General features: G+C 57.6%; 13 protein-coding genes. 12 read left to right on the top strand and 1 reads right to left on the bottom strand.

The features are described 5' to 3' along the window. The first annotated feature begins 1,284 nt into the window (after positions 1-1,284). The 5 genes from HMPREF2886_RS05305 to HMPREF2886_RS05285 are packed head-to-tail and all read left to right on the top strand — an operon-like array spanning position 1,285 to position 5,939. On the top strand, positions 1,285-1,716 hold the full coding sequence (locus HMPREF2886_RS05305) for a TIGR03757 family integrating conjugative element protein (protein WP_003111736.1): 432 nt from the start codon (positions 1,285-1,287) through the stop codon (positions 1,714-1,716). Then, positions 1,716-2,654 carry a TIGR03756 family integrating conjugative element protein gene (locus HMPREF2886_RS05300; RefSeq protein WP_070746929.1) on the top strand — a complete coding sequence of 313 codons (939 nt, stop codon included), beginning with the start codon at positions 1,716-1,718 and terminating at the stop codon, positions 2,652-2,654. Before HMPREF2886_RS05305 ends, HMPREF2886_RS05300 begins: the two co-directional genes overlap by 1 nt. Before the next feature lie 17 nt (positions 2,655-2,671). Next, on the top strand, positions 2,672-4,060 hold the full coding sequence (locus HMPREF2886_RS05295; protein WP_004352770.1) for an integrating conjugative element protein: 1,389 nt from the start codon (positions 2,672-2,674) through the stop codon (positions 4,058-4,060). Then, positions 4,060-4,407 carry a hypothetical protein gene (locus tag HMPREF2886_RS05290; protein ID WP_003117086.1) on the top strand — a complete coding sequence of 116 codons (348 nt, stop codon included), beginning with the start codon at positions 4,060-4,062 and terminating at the stop codon, positions 4,405-4,407. The genes HMPREF2886_RS05295 and HMPREF2886_RS05290 overlap by 1 nt, the downstream gene beginning before the upstream one ends. Continuing rightward, complete coding sequence (locus HMPREF2886_RS05285; protein WP_070746927.1) at positions 4,404-5,939, top strand: conjugal transfer protein TraG N-terminal domain-containing protein; 1,536 nt, start codon at positions 4,404-4,406, stop codon at positions 5,937-5,939. The genes HMPREF2886_RS05290 and HMPREF2886_RS05285 overlap by 4 nt, the downstream gene beginning before the upstream one ends. Positions 5,940-5,968: 29 nt before the next feature. Here HMPREF2886_RS05285 and HMPREF2886_RS32955 read toward each other — a convergent pair whose 3' ends face one another. Continuing rightward, complete coding sequence (locus HMPREF2886_RS32955) at positions 5,969-6,322, bottom strand: hypothetical protein (protein WP_071534128.1); 354 nt, start codon at positions 6,320-6,322, stop codon at positions 5,969-5,971. A 118-nt stretch (positions 6,323-6,440) separates the two neighbouring features. Between HMPREF2886_RS32955 and HMPREF2886_RS05280 the strand changes: the two genes are divergently transcribed. The 7 genes from HMPREF2886_RS05280 (at position 6,441) to HMPREF2886_RS32950 (ending at position 19,755) form a co-directional block, all read left to right on the top strand. Continuing rightward, positions 6,441-6,713 (top strand): type II toxin-antitoxin system ParD family antitoxin, encoded by a 273-nt coding sequence (locus HMPREF2886_RS05280; protein ID WP_003086148.1) that lies wholly within the window; start codon positions 6,441-6,443, stop codon positions 6,711-6,713. Positions 6,714-6,716: 3 nt separating this feature from the next. After that, positions 6,717-7,139, top strand: coding sequence for a type II toxin-antitoxin system RelE/ParE family toxin (locus HMPREF2886_RS05275; RefSeq protein WP_223724485.1), 423 nt, complete (start codon positions 6,717-6,719; stop codon positions 7,137-7,139). 521 nt (positions 7,140-7,660) lie between these two features. After that, positions 7,661-9,340, top strand: a complete 1,680-nt coding sequence (locus HMPREF2886_RS05270; protein ID WP_196637467.1) for an HsdM family class I SAM-dependent methyltransferase — start codon at positions 7,661-7,663, stop codon at positions 9,338-9,340. A gap of 52 nt (positions 9,341-9,392) precedes the next feature. Next, complete coding sequence (locus HMPREF2886_RS05265) at positions 9,393-12,179, top strand: hypothetical protein (protein ID WP_124086756.1); 2,787 nt, start codon at positions 9,393-9,395, stop codon at positions 12,177-12,179. Next, a complete protein-coding gene (locus HMPREF2886_RS05260) occupies positions 12,176-16,378 on the top strand; it encodes a DEAD/DEAH box helicase family protein (RefSeq protein WP_070746925.1) in 4,203 nt (1,400 codons plus the stop codon). The genes HMPREF2886_RS05265 and HMPREF2886_RS05260 overlap by 4 nt, the downstream gene beginning before the upstream one ends. Position 16,379: 1 nt before the next feature. Beyond that, entirely contained in the window at positions 16,380-18,605 is a 2,226-nt protein-coding gene (locus tag HMPREF2886_RS05255) for a hypothetical protein (protein ID WP_070746923.1), read from the top strand. Continuing rightward, positions 18,595-19,755 (top strand): Shedu immune nuclease family protein, encoded by a 1,161-nt coding sequence (locus HMPREF2886_RS32950; protein ID WP_158699610.1) that lies wholly within the window; start codon positions 18,595-18,597, stop codon positions 19,753-19,755. The genes HMPREF2886_RS05255 and HMPREF2886_RS32950 overlap by 11 nt, the downstream gene beginning before the upstream one ends. Positions 19,756-19,824 lie beyond the last annotated feature (69 nt).

Genomic DNA, 19,824 nt, shown 5'->3' with positions numbered 1-19,824 from the left:
TGGACCTCACCATACACTGCCCGTCCATCACGATAACTGTAGCTCATTATCACTGGAATCGTTGTTTTAAAGGCAGTGCAACTGTAGTTTACAACAACAGATCCGCCATATGGCTCAACACCCAATTGAATGTCGGTCGGGCCGACCCATGACACATTACACCCTTGAGATGAATTCCCGGGTGTATTGTAACCAACACATCGTAGATCTGATGTTCCCCTGCTAACACCGTCTGGATATAAATTGGCATAACGTGGAGCATAAAGATTTGCCCGGCAAGATGTTGTAAACTTCCTATCTCCGCTGGCAGAAACAGTGACCGTTCCTGGTGAAGGCATTGCCGAAATGATCATCCTTTGCAGAGGAGGGAGTGTAGGCGCCCTTTGACTCGACTTCATATTAGTTGGAAGAATCGAACAAACTACAACATCTTCAACATTCACACCCTTTGAGACTTCCCCTAGACTTGTTATTTCAACCCCACCCTGCGCCCGACATATCTCACTTCCATCATTTGAGCCCTCATCAGCACATGCGAAATTGCTAGCCACCAAAAGCACAGTCGACATAAAAAGTAATTTTTTCATTTCAAAAGACCTCTCCATGCTAAAAATTATTTATTCAGTGAATACCCAGTTCATTGGGCGGCTTTCGTATCAGCTTCTCTGATTCAAGAACACGCCCCTCAATTGGATCGCAGTTCAGCCGATTCAACCTCACACTCCCCTCTTCATTATCATTAACTCCGGAAATCTTCTGCTCTCTCTCAAAGCAGTGCTGCCCAATCTCATCCGCCCCACCTCCACCACCGACACACCCATAGATGAGAGCAATTAAAGAAAATAGAGAAAAGCACCTATATCCGCCCCAACCACCCATCTTCATACCGCAAGAAAAATACAACATTTGCGTCACACCTTTGTAATTCTCAAGAGTTACCCTTCACCTAGAAAAACCTACCCCCAATTTCGCTTCAATTCTGTTTCAGAAGACAACAACTATCTAATTTACTAGTATGAATCTCAGCGCAGCCTTCCTGCCTCTTAGCAACAAAAATGACTGTTTCGACAGCGACTGCTCAGTCCGCGCAAACACCTGAAAAAAAGATGGCTTGGAAGCTCACTTCTACCTTATGAGTTACCAGGCTCCCTCCTCTGCACCATGCGCCAACAATTCGCCATTACAGCGGTAAAAAATACCCCGGCGACGTAGTGATGATTTCCTGCTGCCCTATCGGAAGCGATCCTGTCTCCTACCTGTACCTATTCGAACCGGTACAGACCCATGCCTCTTCATCGTTCCCCCCCAGCCTGGTGGCCACGCCCCCTGGCCGTTGGCTTACTACTTGTACTGCTGACCGGCGCAAGCCAGGCCGAAACCTGGGTCATCACTGACCAGGCCCATCCGGTCACCGCCACCGGATCATCGCGAGTCCTGCTCCTGGATGCCCAGCAACACCTTGAGGAGCAACTGACTGACGCTCTGCCCAAGGATCCTCAACAAGCTCAGGTAGCGTTTCAGCAGTTGCTACAGAGCCCCGAGGGGCGACGCCTGCAGGCAGAGCTGGTGAAGGCACAACAAGACGTCACCGATGCGTGGAGTCTCGGTGTCGAGAAGATCCCTGCCGTGGTAGTCGACAGGCAGTACGTGGTCTACGGCGAACCGGACGTACCGCGCGCTCTTGAGCTGATCGCCAAGGCCAGGAGGACGCGCTGATGACCAGCCTCAACCTCCGCCGCCTGGCAGCGGCGGCCGCCACCTTCAGCCTCTCGTTCACGGCCGCGGCCGCGATCAACAGCGCCGCCATCGTCTCCTCCACCCTTTCCCCTCAGTGCCTCGAATACAAGGTCGTCGGGATCTGCTACTGGCTGCTCTGCGGCCCGCATGGCTGCAAGGTGAAGACGTCGGTCAAGGTCCGCCACTACGTGCCTGACGCAGTCGTCTCCAGCTATGCGAATACCGGGAGCAACCCCTGGACCGAGGTGTCGGCGCTGGGCACACCGAATCCCCTCGCCCAGGCCGGCAATGACGCGACCACCAACTACAAGGCCGAGAACAGCATCGGCCGCTTCAAGGAAGCGGATGTGATCGGCCATCCTGGCGGGGCCACGTTCAGCCGGTTCGCCAGCGCCTCTGGGTACGTTTGCCCTGGCGCCACCTTCCCGCTGGTGCCGTACTTCCTCAGCACACTGGACGCCATTGGCTGGCGGCATGGCATTCCCGAGCAGGTGTACCCCGAAGCGTTGGTCCCAGGGCTGCGCGAGGTGGGTGGAATCTTCTCCGGCGACATGTGGGGGAACCTCTATCCGCGCAGCGGATTCCTGCACCAGACCGACGACTACAAGACGGCGGCCGTCATCGCCCAGCGCGCCGGCGACATCACCACGCGAATCGGCCAGCTCCACGTCTACCTCCCCATGCGCGCAGCACCCAAGGACGGCTACTGGCCGGCGGGCGAGCTGAAAGAGGGCGATGCCTCGACCGGGAAATGGCAGGAGCTGACCCCGTCCCTGAGCCTCAACTGCGCGGTGTTTCCCAACTCAGGGCCGAAGACGCAAGCCGTCGACGGCGATTACGCCTGGGCGCTCTGGCGTCCCTACTTCTGCTGCCAGCGCAAGGGGCAGATCTTCCTCGGCAGTACCGACTTCCAATAAGGACACGGAGACGAATCATGCGAATGAACATCACCTCGGTCGCGCTGACGTGGCTGCTCGCAGCGCAACTTGCCCAGGCCGACGACCCAATCAACGTGTCCAAGACCGGCACGGTGCTCAGCGACGAGGTCCTATACAGCATTGGCGGCGGCAGTGCGGTGAGCATGGGCAGCGCCGGCCAGATGGACTCGATCGGCGTCGGTTTCGGCTGGAACAACGACCTGATGTGCGGAAACATGAACCTGAGCACCACCCTGGAGAACCAGCTCAACGGTGCCACACAGGGCTTCCAGAACATCATGGGCTCAGTCATCCAGAACGCGACCGGCGCGGTCATGTCGCTACCGGCGTTGATCATCCAGCGCGCGAACCCTCAGCTCTACAACCTGATCACCAATGGCATCCTGCAGGCGCGGATCGACTACGACCGCTCGAAAGGGACTTGCAGAGCGATCGCCGAGAAGATGGCTGACATCGCTGGGGAGCAGACCGGCTGGGGGAAAATCGCCGAAGGCCAGGCCCTGGGCGCCACGCTGGCCTCTGGCGGGAAAGACGCCGTATCCGCCCTCGAAGTAGTGGAGAAGAAGGGCGGCAACGATGGCGTAACCTGGGTCGGTGGAGACAAGGCCGGCGGCTCCGGCCAGAAGCCCATTCGCATCGTCAACGACGTGACCCGGGCGGGCTACAACCTGTTGACCAGCCGCTCGGTGAAAGACTCATCGAGCGTGCCTTCCGCCAGTTGTAACAACGGCCTGGTCTGCAACACCTGGTCCTCCCCCCAAGAAGCCGCTGCATTCGCCACCCGGGTACTGGGGGAGCAACAGCAGCAGACCTGTGAAGGCTGCCAGAAGACGGTGACGGCTGCAGGCGTCGGCCTGACCCCGCTGATCCAAGAGACCTACGACAAGAAGCTCCAGTCGCTGCAGGAGCTGCTATCGAAAAGTAAGCCACTGACCGCCGAGAACCTGGCTGCGGCCGGCACCGATGCGCTGCCAATCACCCGCGGCGTCATCGAGGCGCTGCGCGACGAGCGTGACCAGGACGTCCTGGCGCGCCGCCTGGCGTCCGATGTCTCCCTGATGGACGTGCTCAGCAAGGCCCTGTTGTTACAGCGCCTGATGTTCGCCGGCGCCAAGGAGCCCAACGTCGCCGCCAACGGCCTGGCCACCCAAGCCGTCGATCAGCAGACCAGCCTCCTGCAGCAGGAGATCTCGAACCTCAAGACCGAACTGGAACTCCGTCGCGAGTTGGCCAGCAATTCGCCCATGCGGGTCATCGAGCGCGGGCAACAGCGCGCCTCAGGGTCCAGCGGCGTGTTCGAGTCGGCGCCCGATGCTGATCGCCTTGATCGCCTGCAGGCCCCCTCTGCCGCCGGCGGCAAGTCGGGGTCGGGAGGGAGACCGTGATGGCAGATACGCTCACCAGCCGAAAGCTCCTCGGCCAGCTACTGGTCGGAGTGATGATCGTCGTCGGTCTGGCAGTGGTCGGTACGCTGCTCAGCCTCTTCGCCCTGAACCACTTCGGCGGCATCCAGGGCCTGGAGGCCTGGCGGCAAAGCAACTACTGGAGTTTGTTCGCCTGGCGGGCGCTGCTGTACTGCGCCCTGGCCATCGCCTGGTTCCGGCTCAAGCAGCGCAAGGAGCTGAGCGCGCATGAGCGGCAGCGCATTCGGCGGATCGAGATCCTGGTGCTGTTGCTGATCCTGCTCATCGAATTCAGCAAAGCCTACTTCCGCACGGGAGGCGCAGCATGACCTTCATGACCAATGACTACCTGGAGTATTACCTCACCCTCCTCGGTTGGATCATCAACAACGGGATCTGGAACATGATCTCGGATACAGGGCTGTTCGCGGTGCCCTTCGTGGCCATTGTGATGCGTGAGTGGCTGAAAGTTCGCGGGGAAGGCGCCGACGAGGGCAACAAAGGCGTGCTGTCTCTGGCCCGCATCGAGACGCATATCTACGTCGGCTACATCGTGGTCGCCCTGGCGGGAATCCCGGTCGTCAACGTGAGCTTCGACACCATCGAGTTCGACCAGGCCCGCGCCCAGCAGTGCCAGTACAACCTGCCAGCGCCGGCAGACACCGGCTGGTCGACCTCCTTCAGCAGCCTGGCCGACAAGAGTGCGCAGATGCCGCTCTGGTGGGCGATGATGCACGCCCTGTCCAAGGGCTTCACCGCCGGCGCGGTCGCGGCCATTCCGTGCGGCACGGATCTGCGGCAGATGCGAATGGAAGTGGACAATACGCGCGTGAACAACCCGCTGCTGGCACAAGAAATCGCTGACTTTTCCAGGGACTGCTACGGACCTTCCCGTGCGCGGCTGTTCATGCGGCAACCCGATCTGGGCTCCGTCGGCGAGGACAACAAGGCGCTGCAGGACCTGAACTGGATCGGCTCCCGATTCCTGTTGAACACCCCGGGGTACTACGACACCGACTACTCGAAGAGTCCCCGTCAGTCGTGGCCCTACAACGCCACCCGCGACGCCGGGCTGCCCCAGGTGGGCGGTGGTGGTGGCTACCCAACCTGCAAGCAGTGGTGGGCTGACTCAGGGATCGGCTTGCGTGATCGGATCAAGGGCCAGGTGGATCCGGACCTGATGACCAGCTTCCTCAAATGGGCGAAATGGCTGGACCAGGACGAGGTGACCGAGGCAGTCATCCGCCAGGTGATTTCACCGTCCAGCCAGGTCAAAGGCAACGTCTATACCGACTATGGTGGGCAGGTGGGCGGTACGGTCTGGAACGGCATCGCGAGAACCGCTGGAGCCTTCGGTGTGGCCCTGGGCAGTCTGGCCTACTTCCCGGCGATGGACATGGTCCGCCAGGCACTGCCGATGGTGATGTCGTTCCTGAAGATGGCCATGGTCATCTGCATTCCGATGGTCCTGGTCATCGGCACCTATCAACTGAAGGTTGCCATGACGATGACGGTCGTCTTCTTTGCGATGATGTTCGTCGACTTCTGGTTTCAGTTAGCTAGATATATAGACAGCACGATACTTGATGCCTTCTATGGTTCGGGATCACCGCATCTTTCGTTCGACCCGGTCATGGGACTGAATACGGCGACTCAAGATGCAATATTGAACTTTGTGATGGGGGCGATGTTCGTTATTTTACCCATGCTGTGGATAACTGCTATAGGCTGGGCAGGCGTCCAAGTTGGAGCTCTCCTCAGCGATCTCAGTAACGGGGTCAAAGGGGTCCAACAGGCAGGAGTACAGGGTGGTAGCGTAGCTAAGCAGGCAATATCGTCGTTCTCCCCCAAAGGGGATTGACAGAAAGGGGCTAAAAGGCCCCTTTTTTACTAGTCTTCACGAGAAAGAACTCCATCATCTCGTCGCCCCATCCAATCCAACTCATTACCGAAAACATCTCGGCCATATGGAGCTGCTTGGGCTTCATCTTTTTCCAACTGTTGGAAGATCGAAAAGTCACCTTTAACCAACACCCACCCAATCAACCCAAACGACAATAAGGTCATGAAGGCGCTGGCAAGCCAGGTAAAGTTCTGAACAAGGATAACGAACAGCACCACGACCAGGCAGGCTCGTTTGATCCAGCGCACGACAGGCCGACGATCATGCAGGCAGAAGCACACAAACGTACCCAGACCAAATCCGATCCGAGAGGCGAAACCTTTGTAAGCGTGTGCTTCCATTATCAATCTCCTGGCTCCCAGAGGGAGGCACCCTGCTAGCACCTATACGCCGAAAAAGATGATTTGGCAAGCCTTATGGCATATTATGCCACTAGCTAACTGCCGACTGGAGCCCCTCATGGCAACTCGAAACGTCGTCCTTCCCGATCCGCTGGAGCAGGATATCAACGAGCTGGTGGAGACCGGCCGCTATCAGAACCGCAGCGAAGTCATCCGGGCAGGCTTGCGCCTGCTGCTGCAGCAGGAAGCCCAGAATAGCGCCAAGCTCGAAGCCCTCCGCAACGCAACATCCAGTGGGCTGATGCAACTGGAGCGCGGCGAATACGACGAGATCACTAGCGACGACCTAGCCCAATACCTCGACGAGCTCGGCAACCAGGCGAGCCACTGAAGCATGGCCAAGTACCGCATCTCCCATGATGCCCAAGCGGACATCGTCGATATCCTGCGCTTCACCCACAACCGCTTCGGCGATGCCGCGCGCCGACGTTACCAGGCACTCATTGGCGCAGCGCTGGAAGCAGTTGCGACAGACCCACTGCGGCTCGGCAGCCTCAGCCGCGAAGAAGAGGGGCCCGGCCTGCGCAGCATCCATCTCGTCTATTGCCGCTCGATGCCCAAGGTCGGCAAGGTCATCCGCCCCAGGCACTTCGTCTTCTACCGGGTTGCGGCAGACCAGGTCCTCGAGGTGGTTCGCGTGCTTCACGACTCCATGGATCTGGATCGACACCTGCCCCCCAATGAGCAGACTCTGCAGGAGCAAATGGCCCAAAGGGGAAATGGCCTGAAAGGTGAAGGGAATGGTTCACAAGGGTAAAAGCCCTACCCGAAAGGGCCTGCCGGAAGGCGGAAATGGCTACGTTCGCACCAGCGAACACGAAAAGGCTACGGCTTCACTACAGGGGCCGGAAAATTTAATACGATCTGCTGATTTTAGTTGACACCTTGAACCGAAAAAGTACGAACGCTCTGCTGCTAGCACTTCATAACACTCATCCTCATGCGTCCATACCGCTGGCCTCATAGTAAATAACCAAGGCTGGTACGCTTTCGATCAGGAGCGGCCGCTAGCGGTGATATTTCAATTTACCTAGAGCGGTGCTCCTTCGAGCTTACATTTCAGGTACCATTGATTTGGCAAATCGAATGTTTGACGATGGGGAGTCTACTGGCTACGGCTCACAGAGCGAACCTAGCTTTCTGAGATATAAAGCAGCCCTGCATGGGGACCAATACCGAACATTCCGGAAATTTACTCGCTGACCTAATTCGTACCCACCAATGGCTCTACCATATAAGACCCGCTTCAATCGCCTTGTCCGTAGCCTGCGAATAGTCATGCAGGAGGCGCAGCACGGGCCTGATTTGATCATCGGCAGTGCACTGGCGAAGTGGTGCGAATATTCCTTCCCCGGTCTGCCGGGATCCGGCCTGCCCGTGTTAGCTGCGTTGAAGGACGAGCCAGCGGTGTGCGCGTTTGTAGACTTCGTGAAGGGCCAAGATCTGCTCGAGTCTACCTACTGGTTCTCCTCGGCATACGCCCAACTTCTAGGAGAAGAGCACCGCAAGCGGCTGGCGATGTTCTTTACGCCACCCTCTCTGACAAGACGTCTGCTCGACGACTTGTCAACAAGCGGCGTGGACTTTGCCACTCGAAACTTCTGCGATCCCGCATGCGGCGGTGCTGCGTTCTTAGCGCCTATTGCGATGCGTATGCGCGATAGGCTTCTTCACCAGGGAGCAAGCGCGGCGCAGATACTCGAACACGTGCAAAAGCACTTGCTGGGGTTTGACAAGGATGCTGCGCTATGCGAACTGTCGAAGCACTTCCTGCTAATGGCGTTGCATGATGAGGTTATCGCGACGTGTAAACGTCCGAATTTCCAGATACACAATGGTGACTCTCTCCTGCAGGCAAAGCACCTGTTGGGAACCCTTGATGTGGTGCTCTGTAACCCCCCGTATAGGAAGATGCCTGCGGCGGAAGTAAAGGAGTACTTCGACGAGTTCACTCATGTCATTGAGGCGCAGCCGAACCTGTACGCACTCTTTATTGCCTTGTGCGTCAAGCTCTTGGCCCCCGGAGGCGTCTGTGCAGTGGTGACCCCGACGAGCTTCCTATCTGGTCAAAACTTCTCGAAGCTGCGGACGTTCTTGATGACACAGACCACGGTGCTTAGCATTGGCATGGTGAGCGACCGTCTAGGTGTGTTCATTGATGTCGAGCAGGAGACGGCGCTGACCCTCGCACGCCGTGAAGAAGCCGGGCACGCACCGACGATCGAGGCAGAAGTTTCGGTTGTCTCACGAGATGGTAATTACGTCGACGTAGGGCGGTGTGTCCTCCCCAGCTCGGGGGCCGCGTGGCCCATCCCTCGCACCGAAAGTGACGTCGCTTTGCTAAGGGGCGCTGCCAGGTCGCAAGCGAGTCTCGCAGACTACGGATATACGACGCGTATCGGTGCCTTCGTCTGGAACCGCGATACGCGCACGACGTACGCGTCGGCGAAAAGCGCCGCGCGTGCTCGTGACGGCGCGGCAGTCCCGCTGCTCTGGTCCAGCGACATTGCGCCGGACGGCACCCTGCGATTCTCCGGTGCGCCCAAGGCTAACAAGGAGCGGTGCTTCGTGAACATGGGAGCGAAGGATCATCGCTCGATCATACGCGGCCCCAGCGTCTTGCTGCAGCGCGTGACCTCCAATGACCAACCGCGACGCCTGGTTGCCGCAGCAGTTCCGACTCAACTTATCGATACCTATGGCGGATTCGTTGGCGAGAACCATACGGTCATCCTTGAGCAGGTGATACCTAATCCTGCGCTCGCACCTGAGAAGCTGGCGCAGTTACTCGGGACACCTACGGTGGACCGTTACTTCCGATGTATCTCGGGGGCAACAAATGTATCGGTTTTCGAACTCAGTCAGCTGCGGCTTCCTGATCCGGATCAGCTAAGGAGCTACCTCGAGCAGGGCTACGATATGGCCAGTGCAGCACATAAGGTGTTGGTCGGGGAGTAGATACTTCGTTTATCCTCCCAATACTCTGGAAACTGTCTACCCAAGAAGACATATGGCATCAAGGAAGAAGCTCAACGAGCTGTTGGAAGCCGAGAAACGAAGGCGCGAAGAGCGGGTGAAGCTGCTCACTTCCCGTAAGCCTACCTCACAGGACAAGCCTGCGCCGCCATCCCATGTGCGTCATCCTCCGCCTGCACCATGTGAAACGGTGCCTCCCCCTCCTATCGTATCTCGTACCGATGAGGCACTTATTGCGCTGTTCCAGGACGACAATACGCAGCCTAGCGAACCCTCAAGAGCGTTGGTGGCGTTGGCCGACCTGTATCTGCACGCGGCCCAGCATCGCTCGCGCCATATTGCAATGGTCTGGCCAGCATCGCTCAAAACGTTGCCCCTCGTACATGCGCTTGCCACGTTGAGCCGTTGGCACCAAGGTGACAAACAAGGTGTTCGCGGCCTGCTTTTTCCCGTCAAAACCAATGCCTTCCATAGTCTCAACCACATCCATTTTGACCGGGCCAGCATCCTTCGCATTGTTAAGGATCTGGTGGAGGTTGACGTCAACGCACGCGTCATCCGGTCGATGCCTGACAAGGATCCGTTTTACTTCTGGCTGAATGCTCACGGCCTTCCACAAATCCAGGGAGAACGGTTCAATCCAACGATTGGAGAGCTACTGCCTCACTACCTTGCTACACCTGATTTCACTGGGTGGAAGCCCTGCGACTCTCAGCTTCTTGCGCTCATTCGGGCGAAGCTCTCAAGGCGAGGGAAAGCCAAGGAGGCTTTGCAGATGAACAGCGCCATTATTGGCGATCCCCGTACTGCGCCGGATGCTCTCTTCGCGCTGGATGGGAGGATGCAAGAGAACGAACTTCGCCAGGCTCTCAAGGCATTAGCTAAGCTCGGTTCCCCAGAGGTGGTGCTCGTACAAGCCACCCGAGCTGTGCGCCTTGAAGCTCCAGGCTGGAAGAAGCGACTGGCGCGTTTCTGTTTAATGTTGGAGGACGTTTTTTGCGACGCCCCCCCAGGGGTCATCATTGTCACAGACGAGCCACACACCGCTTACAGGCTCAAGGAAGAACTTTGGGAACAGAATCAGAAGCGTGACTCAGCTAGCCGATGGCACACGCCTCACGAGTTCAAAATTTTTGGTATACCGAGCACTGTAGGTGGTGCGGGGCTATTTGCAGCGGGCGTTCAGGAGGCTCAACACCCGGTCCCGCGCGAGTTCAACGTCCACATCGTAGATGCGGATGCGGCCAAAGCTGCTAATAAGCTCGTGCGGATCGCCAGCGCTGCCCCAGGGGGTAAGGAAGCCGCTCGACCGCTCGTTGAAGCAGCCTCGTTTCTCTCTCGCTTGGCAGCGCTCCCCTGCGGCGTTCGGCACATGTCGGAGTATCTGGCTGGACTCGATGTATCGGGCCGAACACGGGCTGCATTCGACTGGCCCGGGCATATGGGGGCCGTTCATGAGTTCGAGCAAAGCGTCGGCGTGGGAGGAGAGCGACCCGCTCTTATGGATTGTCTCGAGCGCGGCTCGCAGCTATTCGGCAACTATTACGAGGCTACGCCTTTTGCCCACAAGCTAGCCGGGCTCGTCGCGAACATTGCAACGAGCAAGAAGCGTAGCGTGGCCATCGTGTTTACCAGCAGTCTGTACCTGCGCCTAGCTGAGCGCTTCCTTGTTATGTATGACCAGTATCCGGAAGGTGCGACTTACGGCTCCTTCCAAGGGCGCGTGCACCTGCTGTCCGCTACCAATCTCGAAGAGCACCTTGATGGCCTGTTAGGTTCCACACTTGTGTTTGCCGGGCTCAACGAGGACTGCCTACGGCTATTGTTAACGGACAATCGTGTCCCCGCGCACTCGGTGCTTCTGCTGACCCAACGAGCTGGTCAGTTCCTACGTGCCACGCTCAAGCCCATTGTCGAGCACATGCCGGAATTCAAGACCTACAAGCCCAGGATGGAGTCCATCCTGCGACAGCTGAAGAACTTGCCGGAGGACGCCTCAGTCCTTTCCACCGGCGATTACGTGCTCCCCACTTTCCGTGTTGAGTTGTCATCGGATGGCACGCCGTCCAGCCATGAGGTAGAGCAAGGCTGTTGGTTTATTAAGTTCGACACCGGAGTTCCCCAGTTCCGCCATGACACATCGGAGATGTATGTTTACGACCCTGCTTCCCAGCATGCGTCAGATGCTGGATTCAGGACGTGTCAGGTTTGCTCACTGGAGGTCGGAGACAGGGTTTTTATCATGTCGACCGAGCTACGCGAGATGGTAGAGCAGGTGCTGCGTGACGCAGGCGTACCGATTCAATCAGACAAAACGTTCGAGTCGGCCCTACGTAGCTATCACGAACAGGTGCAAAAGCGCCTTGCGCAGCGGTTCATGCAGGCAACACTTTCTGACAAGGTACGAGCGATTCGCGAAGAGATGCTTGCGCTAGACCCGCACCTGGAAAGTAGGCTGCCAAGTCTTCAGGCGATGCGTCACTGGATTGACCTCGGACACTCGCCAGATACACCGTTCGAGCAGCTTCGCCCGCAAGCACCATTGCGTGAGGAGGTTTTCAAGTCGTTTGCACAGGTACTTGGATTCTCTGCGCTGGAGGCCGCCTACCAGTGGCAGCGCGTGATCATGGCGGTGCGTAACTCGCGTCGAATGGACGGTCGCCATGTCTCTGATATTTATGCATACATGCTCTTGCAGCCTGAGTCCGCCATGGCCAATTCAAGCATCAAGCGGCAAACATTGTCTCAGCTGTTCGAGAAGGCGCGCGAGAACGTCGCCATAGTCGAGTATGTCGGCCCCCTCAAGGAATCGCAACAATGAGTCAGCCCACGAATCGTATCGACCCTGTTGAGATTCCCTCCACCCTTAAAGAGGCGGTTGTCGATAGCCTCCTGAACCTGACTTACTCACAAATCAGTGGGCAAGGGCCCACGGGTCAGTACCTTTTCGGTGCCCGACCCAGGGCACTTTTGAGTTCCGGTTTCTTGTTGCCTCAGCACAGCGCGTCCGGAGACGACGAGGTGACGTCTCCCATCTGGGTCTCGTCGCACGGTTTGCAGATGCAGCTTAACGCCGGCTTGGGCTCGGTGATGACGGTATTTCCAAGGCTGTGCATGTACGTCCGAGTATTGCCCCGCGAGGAAGACCTGAGGAGAGCGAACTGCCGCCCCGTCTTCATGCTGCGCCAGTCGGTGGTCGACGAGATTAAAGTCGAACGCAACCGTCGATTAGATGAAGCATGGGAGAAAGTCAAAGGAGAGTATCCCTCGAAGTGGAAGCATCCTGGTTGGGCCGCGATTCGCTCCAAGGTCGTGGATGAGGTCTATGCAGCCAAAAGTATCCCAAGGCAACTACTGACCTCGGATTTCCCGCAAGATGCGGCCGAAACCGAAGATGCACCGCTAGGCGACGCTGACGCTTCTGGCGAAAGTACGAGAGAAGGAGTTCCCGTCAACGCAGGGGAAGCGCCGCCTATCAAGGACGAGCATTTCGAGCCGTTAACTGTACCGCACAAGTGGATGCGGCTGGATGTCGAGCTCCCTCCGCTGGAGCTTGACACCTCGAAGTCAAACGAAGCTCTTCAGCTCGACATCGCAGATCACGTCGTCCGGATGAATGAGACGGTGGCTAAGCGACTGCAGGACTGGGCTCAAAGCGATGAACCAAACACGGGTGGCAAGGCTTGGGGATATCGACACCAACTGACCATTCCCGCCAGCCAATACACCAGGTGGGCCGATTTTCTCGATATGGTGCGCAAGTCTCAGCTGCGCGTCGCTTTGCCGCAGATTCAACTGGGCTGGGATCTAGAGCTTCACAATGACTGGGTCGACCCATCTAAGCGTAGCTTGTTCCTTGCGCTTGAGAATATCAGCGACATGCCTGGCCAGCATGCCGACGAGACTGAAGAGTCTGTCTTCCTCGTGTCTCTCCGGGTACAGCTTCCAACTTCGCTTCATCACCCACTGAAGTTGGAGCGCATCGACCCGTCCTACCGCTACAACAAGTACCTGGCCTATCCGGCTATGGGCCACAACTGTGGCGTCGTGCAAGTGCACTCCGACCCGGCAGTTCGGGTACTCGAGACAACGTGGACGCCCCGTTACACACAGCCTCGTATCGTTCCTACGAGCGCTAATGGGGTTCAACGTCGAGTACGCTCGCTCGCGCAGCCCGATGGACTGGACCATTTAGCACCTCTGGTGTCAGCTATGCAGGAGTGGCTCGACGGCCTTCCGGCACAAGTGAACCCCGCTGAAGGGCTAGCACCCTCCGACTCGGCTGGCATTGCTCGCGAAGAGGAGTGTTTCCGGCTAGACCTGCAGAAATGGGCCTCCGAGATGAAGGCAGTAGCTGCGGGCTTGGAATGCTTGGATGAGTCACGCTCAGCCTGGCGTGAACGTGGCCCACAGGCCAATCCAAAGGCCATTGTCTATGAGGCATGGCTCGCCATGAACGAGACGATGGCTAACTTCATGAAGGCCCGTTTTGGAGGCGATGACAACGAGTGGCGCCTATTTCAGCTGGCCTTCATCATCGCCAAAATCCCCGCACTAGCTTCGCGCATCCCAGAGTTCTCACACTTCTACGACGAGTGTAGAGATGACGCTGTCACGCTATTGTATTTTGCCACCGGCGGTGGCAAGTCTGAGGCGTTCTTCGGCCTCCTGGTGTTTAATCTCATGCTCGACCGGCTGAGGGGAAAACACCGTGGTGTGACCGCCCTGATTCGCTACCCACTGCGGTTGCTGACGATTCAGCAAGCCCAGCGGTGCGCGCGCGTGTTGGCGCACGGAGAGCGAGTCCGCCGTGATAAAGGATATGGCGGCGACTCGCTGTCCATCGGCTTTTGGGTCGGCAGCGGCGGTTCCCCGAACCGCCACAGTGACAAGGGTGTTAGGAGCATCCCGACTGTGTCGGCAGCGCCGCCCGTCTTGGCTGATGAGAAAGCCCTTCGCGAGAACGACGCCAAGTACTCTGCGGCCATGCGTGCATGGCGCAAACTTCCCAAGTGCCCGTTCTGCAACAGCGAAACTGCTTTGCGGCTATTCGTCGACCACGGAGACCAGACGCTGGGTCACGTATGCACCGACATTCACTGCGATTCCAATGAGGGGCTGTGGAGGCCATTGCCGTTCTACATAGTTGACGACGACATCTACGATTTGGCACCGTCCGTCCTCTTGGGCACAGTCGACAAACTGGCCCTTATCGGCCACTCGAGTCGGACTATCCGACGCATATATGCAATGTTCGGTGCTGCGCCGTGGGTCAATCCGGCCAATGGGCGGTTGCATGTACCGACTGAGAGCCGGGAGTTGGCCGCGGGGCCTGCAGCGAAGGGCATGGTTGGAGTCTACCCGGCCTATGCTTCCGGCAGACGCATCTTTCACGATCCTTTCCCGAGCCTCATTATCCAGGATGAGGCACATCTCCTCGACGAGTCTCTGGGTACTTTTGCCGGCCTGTTCGAGTCCACGCTGGATGCGGTCTTTGAGTACCTGGCCAAGCCGCTCAGTAAGTTGGTAGCAGTAGACAAACAAGGCCACAGGCGTAGAGCCAAGGTTATCGCCGCCTCTGCTACGGTATCCGAGCCCGAGAGGCAGTTGGAACACCTGTATCAGCGCTCGATTCCAGCAACCCAATTTCCGGAGCCCGGCCCGTCCCTTTATGAGTCCTTTTATGCGACGCCTGCGCTGGCCCAAGAAGAACAGCGCCAGGCCCATCCTGACATCGAAGTGGCAAGCCGGCAGGCCCGTGTGTACACCGCCTTCATGACCAATGGTAAGCCGCACACGTCGACCAGCGTAGCGGTGCTATCAGGCTTTCACCTGGTCATCACACGTCTGTTTGACAAGCTGGTAAGCGACGCAGACAAGTCGTTTCAATCGGCGCGCCAAATGCTGATGGATCATGTTTCTCCGGGGGCGCTTGAGGCGCTACACAGGCAGGCTCTATCCTCGGCAAGTGCTTCGTCGCTGATCACACTTATCGATCTTCACCGCATTGCGCTGACCTACGTCACCAACAAGAAGGGCGGCGACCAGATCATGGCAGCAGAGGCGGAGGAAACCCGCAAGCGGCATCTCAATGAAGGCATTGACCTGGGGGGATTGGACACCCGGCTTATAACCGGCTCGGTGGAGCAAGGCGAAATCCAAGGCGTTGTGGATACTGCGCAAAGCCGTGTTGCTCCTGGACAGCCTATACCTCCGTTGCGAGAGCAGTTGCGTTCGGTAATCGCAACTTCGGCGATCTCGCACGGCGTTGACGTCGACGAGTTCAATTCAATGTTCTTCGCCGGTATGCCTTCAGATATTGCCGAGTACATCCAAGCTTCTTCGCGCGTCGGGCGTACACATATCGGTTTCGTCGTGCTAGTGCCAACGCCTCAACGTCGTCGTGACCGGCATATCGTTCATGTGTTCGACATTTTTCATCGTTTTCTGGAGCGTATGGTTCAGCCGGCAGCTATAGACCGCTGGGCGGAGCGCGCCGTAGAGCGGGTGTTCCCCAGCCTGCTCCAGGCATACCTGCTAGGTGTGGTTCCCAGCTGCGAGCTGATTCGGCTGCCAGAGGACGAGAAAAGCAAGATGCCAGACTTCAGTGTTATTCCCAATGTCCGCAAGGAACTCAAGTCTCGAGGCGACGCCTTCATCGATGAAATTGACAAATTCGTCGAGCTCGCCGTGGGGTTGCGTGGGGCATTCTCGCCTGAAGGAGAAGAGCACTACCGCGCACGCATCGATCAGAAGACCCGCAACCTTATTGTGAACACCTGGAGCAGCCCGGTCTGGGGCAGTGGCACCATGGACGGGTACTTCAAAGCCCAGACGGACTTGATGCTCAAGCCGATGACATCGCTGCGCGACGTCGATCAAGGCGGAGTAATACAGGCATCGACTCGTGACATGGCCGGCAATAACCAGTCGCATGGCGAAGTTCAACTGGTGATGGATCTCGTTCGCCACGGTGTGGCTAACAACGATAGCGTGGACAACGCGCAGACAGGTGACTGAGATGGCAGCACGCAGAAGCTTCCTGGCGAACGATGATGAAGGCAAGACGCTCAATGCGCCGACGATGGCGCGCTCAAGAGGCCAATTGGGGGCTGCCTATGCCCCTGGAGCCTTCTTCACCTTCGAAGGCGGTCTGGGGGCGTGCATCTCTATCCCAGATCTCTCAGCAGTGGTGGACGACGCCCCCATTCAACCGGCAACCAAGTCACAAGTCATCCTGAGGCTGCAGGAAATCTGGCAGAGTTGGTTCGCACGAGCGTATGCGGTGGGCACTAGCGAGCGTCCAATAGCCCCTCATCAGTGCCTGGACGAGTCCCTTCTTCAGGAGGCCTCTGTGGTTCCGTTGGGCATAGACCGCTTGGCGTTTTTGAGTCCGTTGCGAATGGGGTATGCGCCTTCGCCGCTGACCTTCGTTTGCAACAAGTGCAGTCTTTTCAGGCGATTCGAGTCAGCCCATGATCTGGCTAAGAACATGGACAAGCTGCGTAAAACCCCCTGCACGGCGGCTGGTGCAAAAGGATCGTGCCAGTGGCGGCAGGTCGACGTTATTTTCGTGCACTGGTCCGGTGAGTGGATGCCTGTTACTCCCGGCAGGTGGGAGTGGGATGACCGCAACAACACCCGAAGGCTCTATGGCGAAGAGTGCAAGGTATGCGGCGGGCGTGATTTCAAGCTCAACACCGACTCGCCGCGCATCGGTCAGTGGCACTTCTACTGCGCCAACTCTACATGCGGGCACAGGGGATCGAACGAGTGGCGCCAAAATGACAAGTTCACGACGGAGATCTTCAGGGGCCAGTCCAGTGCCCGCGTGGGTGAACGCCGCATGGAGCCTATCTCGTATCGTGCGTCATCCGCGTATTATGCGCAGTCAGAGCAGTTTGTGCTGTTCCCAGAATCTGAGCATCAGCTCATCACGATGCTTGAGCCGCAACGAGAGGCAGAGCTCGCAGCATTTATCGGAAGGCAGTTTCGGTTCGGTGGCCTAGAGCTTACACCCGACGAAATGAAGTCGGCTTTACTTGCAGCAGGAAAGGTTAGCGAGTGGGAATCTTACGAGAGCTTCTCGCGGATGCGCGACCTAGCCGTCGGGATGGAAGATACTGCAAGTCAAATGATGATGGAAAACGAGCTAAAGAAGCTCGTGACGAGATGGACCACCAGCGAGCCACCTCTCGTGCGATCGTGTGTCGACCTCCCGCCGAAAGTCAGTGCGCAACTTGCGCAACGCAGTGAGTACACTAGCCGTTTCGACCCCTTCGTTCTTGCAACTGAGCACGAGGCATTTCACAGGGGCAAGCTTTCGGCCCCGCCTGATGGTGGCCGCGCCAAGTTCGTGCGTTTCAACCATCTGGATAACGATCTTGCGCCGAAGGATGCGAGCGCCAAGGCTGCCCAGGAGGCCGAAACCCAGCGTCTGATGGCTAAACTCGGTATTGCCGATTTAGGGCTCGTTCGCGAATTTGACCTGTGTCGTTTCACCCACGGATATACGCGTGTCTCCGCGACCCCGACTCTGAACAAGCGTAACCAGGACATGCCTGTTCGTTTGAGGCTGTTCGAGCCGTTGAGCAGCGGCAAGCGGCCTATCTACGTCATGACGCAGGCTAACGAGGCGCTTTATGTTCGACTCGACCCGAGCGCTGTCTACAAGTGGCTTCAGGCAGTCGGAGTACTCGACCTGCCGAAATGGGACGATAGCAGTTCCGTCAAGTTGGGCGGTAGGTTACTGGAGGTCGCGCAGCCGTTCGGGCGCTACTTCTCCCTCTTGAAAGAGGGTGATGCGTCTACCTACCGCTACGTGTACACGTTGCTGCACACCTACGCACATACACTCATGAAAAACGTGGCTGAGCTGTCGGGCCTGGATCTAGGCTCTATGGGTGAGTACATCTTTCCACTGGATCTGGCATTCGTGGTGTATCGAAACGGCACGACCATGGATCTGGGTAACCTATCTTCGCTCTGGCGCAACGAGAACAATCGATTCCTTTCGCGTTTGCTAGAGGCCTCAACACACCGCTGCAACTCGGGTCGACTTTGCGACACGGCTGGCGGAGCCTGTCCAGACTGCATCATGATTCCCGAGACCTCCTGTCTCGCTCAGAACCAGCTACTGTCTCGTGCCGTATTGAAAGGCGGTCCGCCGCCCCGCGAAGACTCAACTCACAAGGGGCAGCGTATCCGCGGTTTCCTTGAGGTGGTCAATGAAGCCAATGAAAAGTGAACTGCTGAGCACCTTTGATGTGCTCGCTCCTCACTGCGAAGTAAGCGCCTCGCTGTGTGAAGCAGCCGGGCAAGGCTCCCTTGATGTTCCTTTAGATCTGCGCACCATCTGCACTCGTGCCGGTCTGCCGCAGGCGCGAGCAGCCGACGTCGAACGTTCGTTGATTGCTGGGCAAATGAAAGGGCTGTTCACGCAGTCGACGCCGTTGACGTGGCAGGTGCGCGACCGAGCCCTCGCAGCCCAGTTGGCGCCTTTACTACAAGGTGCGCGCCTGTATCGTGCACGCGCTACGACGCACGCTCGCGACCACCTCTTACACACCAAGCAGCACATCGTTACTGATGAAACCCTCGAAACACACGATCCAGAAATGTATTCGGCCAGCGCCAGGTCGGATGAGCAGGTGAACCTTACGCCTCGCAATCTCATGAACCCACGGCGCGCTGTAGCTGCCGCAGTTGAAGCCAGGCGACGCACAGTTGTGCAAGTTCGCCAGGATCTTCCGGCTTTGGCCACCGAGCAGCCTCATGCCTTGATGGAGCTGCATGCCGAGATCGAGCGGGTCTCCCTTCAGCAAATGATCGATAAGTTCAGCGAGATGCTTGGCAAGAACCTTACTGAGAGGGCTTGGCAGCAATTCTTCGACCAGAATATCTTTATCCTAACCATGCTGTTCTGTGGGCCAGTACACCTAGTGTGCAGCCAGTTTCATGCTCAGCCCAGTGGAATCAAAGGTGCGGGGGCCCAAATAGGTGATTACTTGTTTCGGGGTGCCGGGCAGGTTCTGGTAATAGTCGAGATCAAGAAGCCAAGCACTTCTCTGGTGCAGAAGACTGAGTACCGCCGCGGCGGCGGTGTTCATGCCCCGGACTCAGAGTTAAGCGGTGCAGTAAGTCAGGTGTTGTACCAGCGCCACTCGCTGCAGACGACATGGGGAATACATCGCGAAGACGAGGTGCTCGCGGGCACTAGGCCAGACAACACCCGCTGTGTGGTTATCGCTGGTAAACTGCCCACTGAGTCAAGTCTGCTGCGTTCTTTCGAAACTTTTAGGTGCGCTCAAAAGGATGTTGAAATAATCACCTTCGACGAACTCCAGCAGAAGCTTGAGCTTCTGCTAAAACATCTCTCTCCGGAGCCGTCACTCTAATAAACTGTTCACGATCTTTCGTCAGAACTGGATAATAGGTCGGTTACTTGCAGAAGGCTGGTGTGTAGT

The sequence above is a fragment of the Pseudomonas sp. HMSC066A08 genome (assembly GCF_001813025.1).
In the GTDB taxonomy this organism is placed as follows: Bacteria; Pseudomonadota; Gammaproteobacteria; order Pseudomonadales; family Pseudomonadaceae; genus Pseudomonas; species Pseudomonas aeruginosa.
This window is presented reverse-complemented; position numbering and strand designations above follow the sequence as displayed.

What these genes read in the sequence shown, in the direction of transcription:
- HMPREF2886_RS05305 (WP_003111736.1), top strand. Translation starts at nt 1,285, where the DNA reads ATGCCTCTTCATCGTTCCCCCCCAGCCTGGTGGCCACGCCCCCTGGCC.
- HMPREF2886_RS05300 (WP_070746929.1), top strand. Translation starts at nt 1,716, where the DNA reads ATGACCAGCCTCAACCTCCGCCGCCTGGCAGCGGCGGCCGCCACCTTC.
- HMPREF2886_RS05295 (WP_004352770.1), top strand. Translation starts at nt 2,672, where the DNA reads ATGCGAATGAACATCACCTCGGTCGCGCTGACGTGGCTGCTCGCAGCG.
- HMPREF2886_RS05290 (WP_003117086.1), top strand. Translation starts at nt 4,060, where the DNA reads ATGGCAGATACGCTCACCAGCCGAAAGCTCCTCGGCCAGCTACTGGTC.
- HMPREF2886_RS05285 (WP_070746927.1), top strand. Translation starts at nt 4,404, where the DNA reads ATGACCTTCATGACCAATGACTACCTGGAGTATTACCTCACCCTCCTC.
- HMPREF2886_RS32955 (WP_071534128.1), bottom strand. Translation starts at nt 6,322, where the DNA reads ATGGAAGCACACGCTTACAAAGGTTTCGCCTCTCGGATCGGATTTGGT.
- HMPREF2886_RS05280 (WP_003086148.1), top strand. Translation starts at nt 6,441, where the DNA reads ATGGCAACTCGAAACGTCGTCCTTCCCGATCCGCTGGAGCAGGATATC.
- HMPREF2886_RS05275 (WP_223724485.1), top strand. Translation starts at nt 6,717, where the DNA reads ATGGCCAAGTACCGCATCTCCCATGATGCCCAAGCGGACATCGTCGAT.
- HMPREF2886_RS05270 (WP_196637467.1), top strand. Translation starts at nt 7,661, where the DNA reads ATGCAGGAGGCGCAGCACGGGCCTGATTTGATCATCGGCAGTGCACTG.
- HMPREF2886_RS05265 (WP_124086756.1), top strand. Translation starts at nt 9,393, where the DNA reads ATGGCATCAAGGAAGAAGCTCAACGAGCTGTTGGAAGCCGAGAAACGA.
- HMPREF2886_RS05260 (WP_070746925.1), top strand. Translation starts at nt 12,176, where the DNA reads ATGAGTCAGCCCACGAATCGTATCGACCCTGTTGAGATTCCCTCCACC.
- HMPREF2886_RS05255 (WP_070746923.1), top strand. Translation starts at nt 16,380, where the DNA reads ATGGCAGCACGCAGAAGCTTCCTGGCGAACGATGATGAAGGCAAGACG.
- HMPREF2886_RS32950 (WP_158699610.1), top strand. Translation starts at nt 18,595, where the DNA reads ATGAAAAGTGAACTGCTGAGCACCTTTGATGTGCTCGCTCCTCACTGC.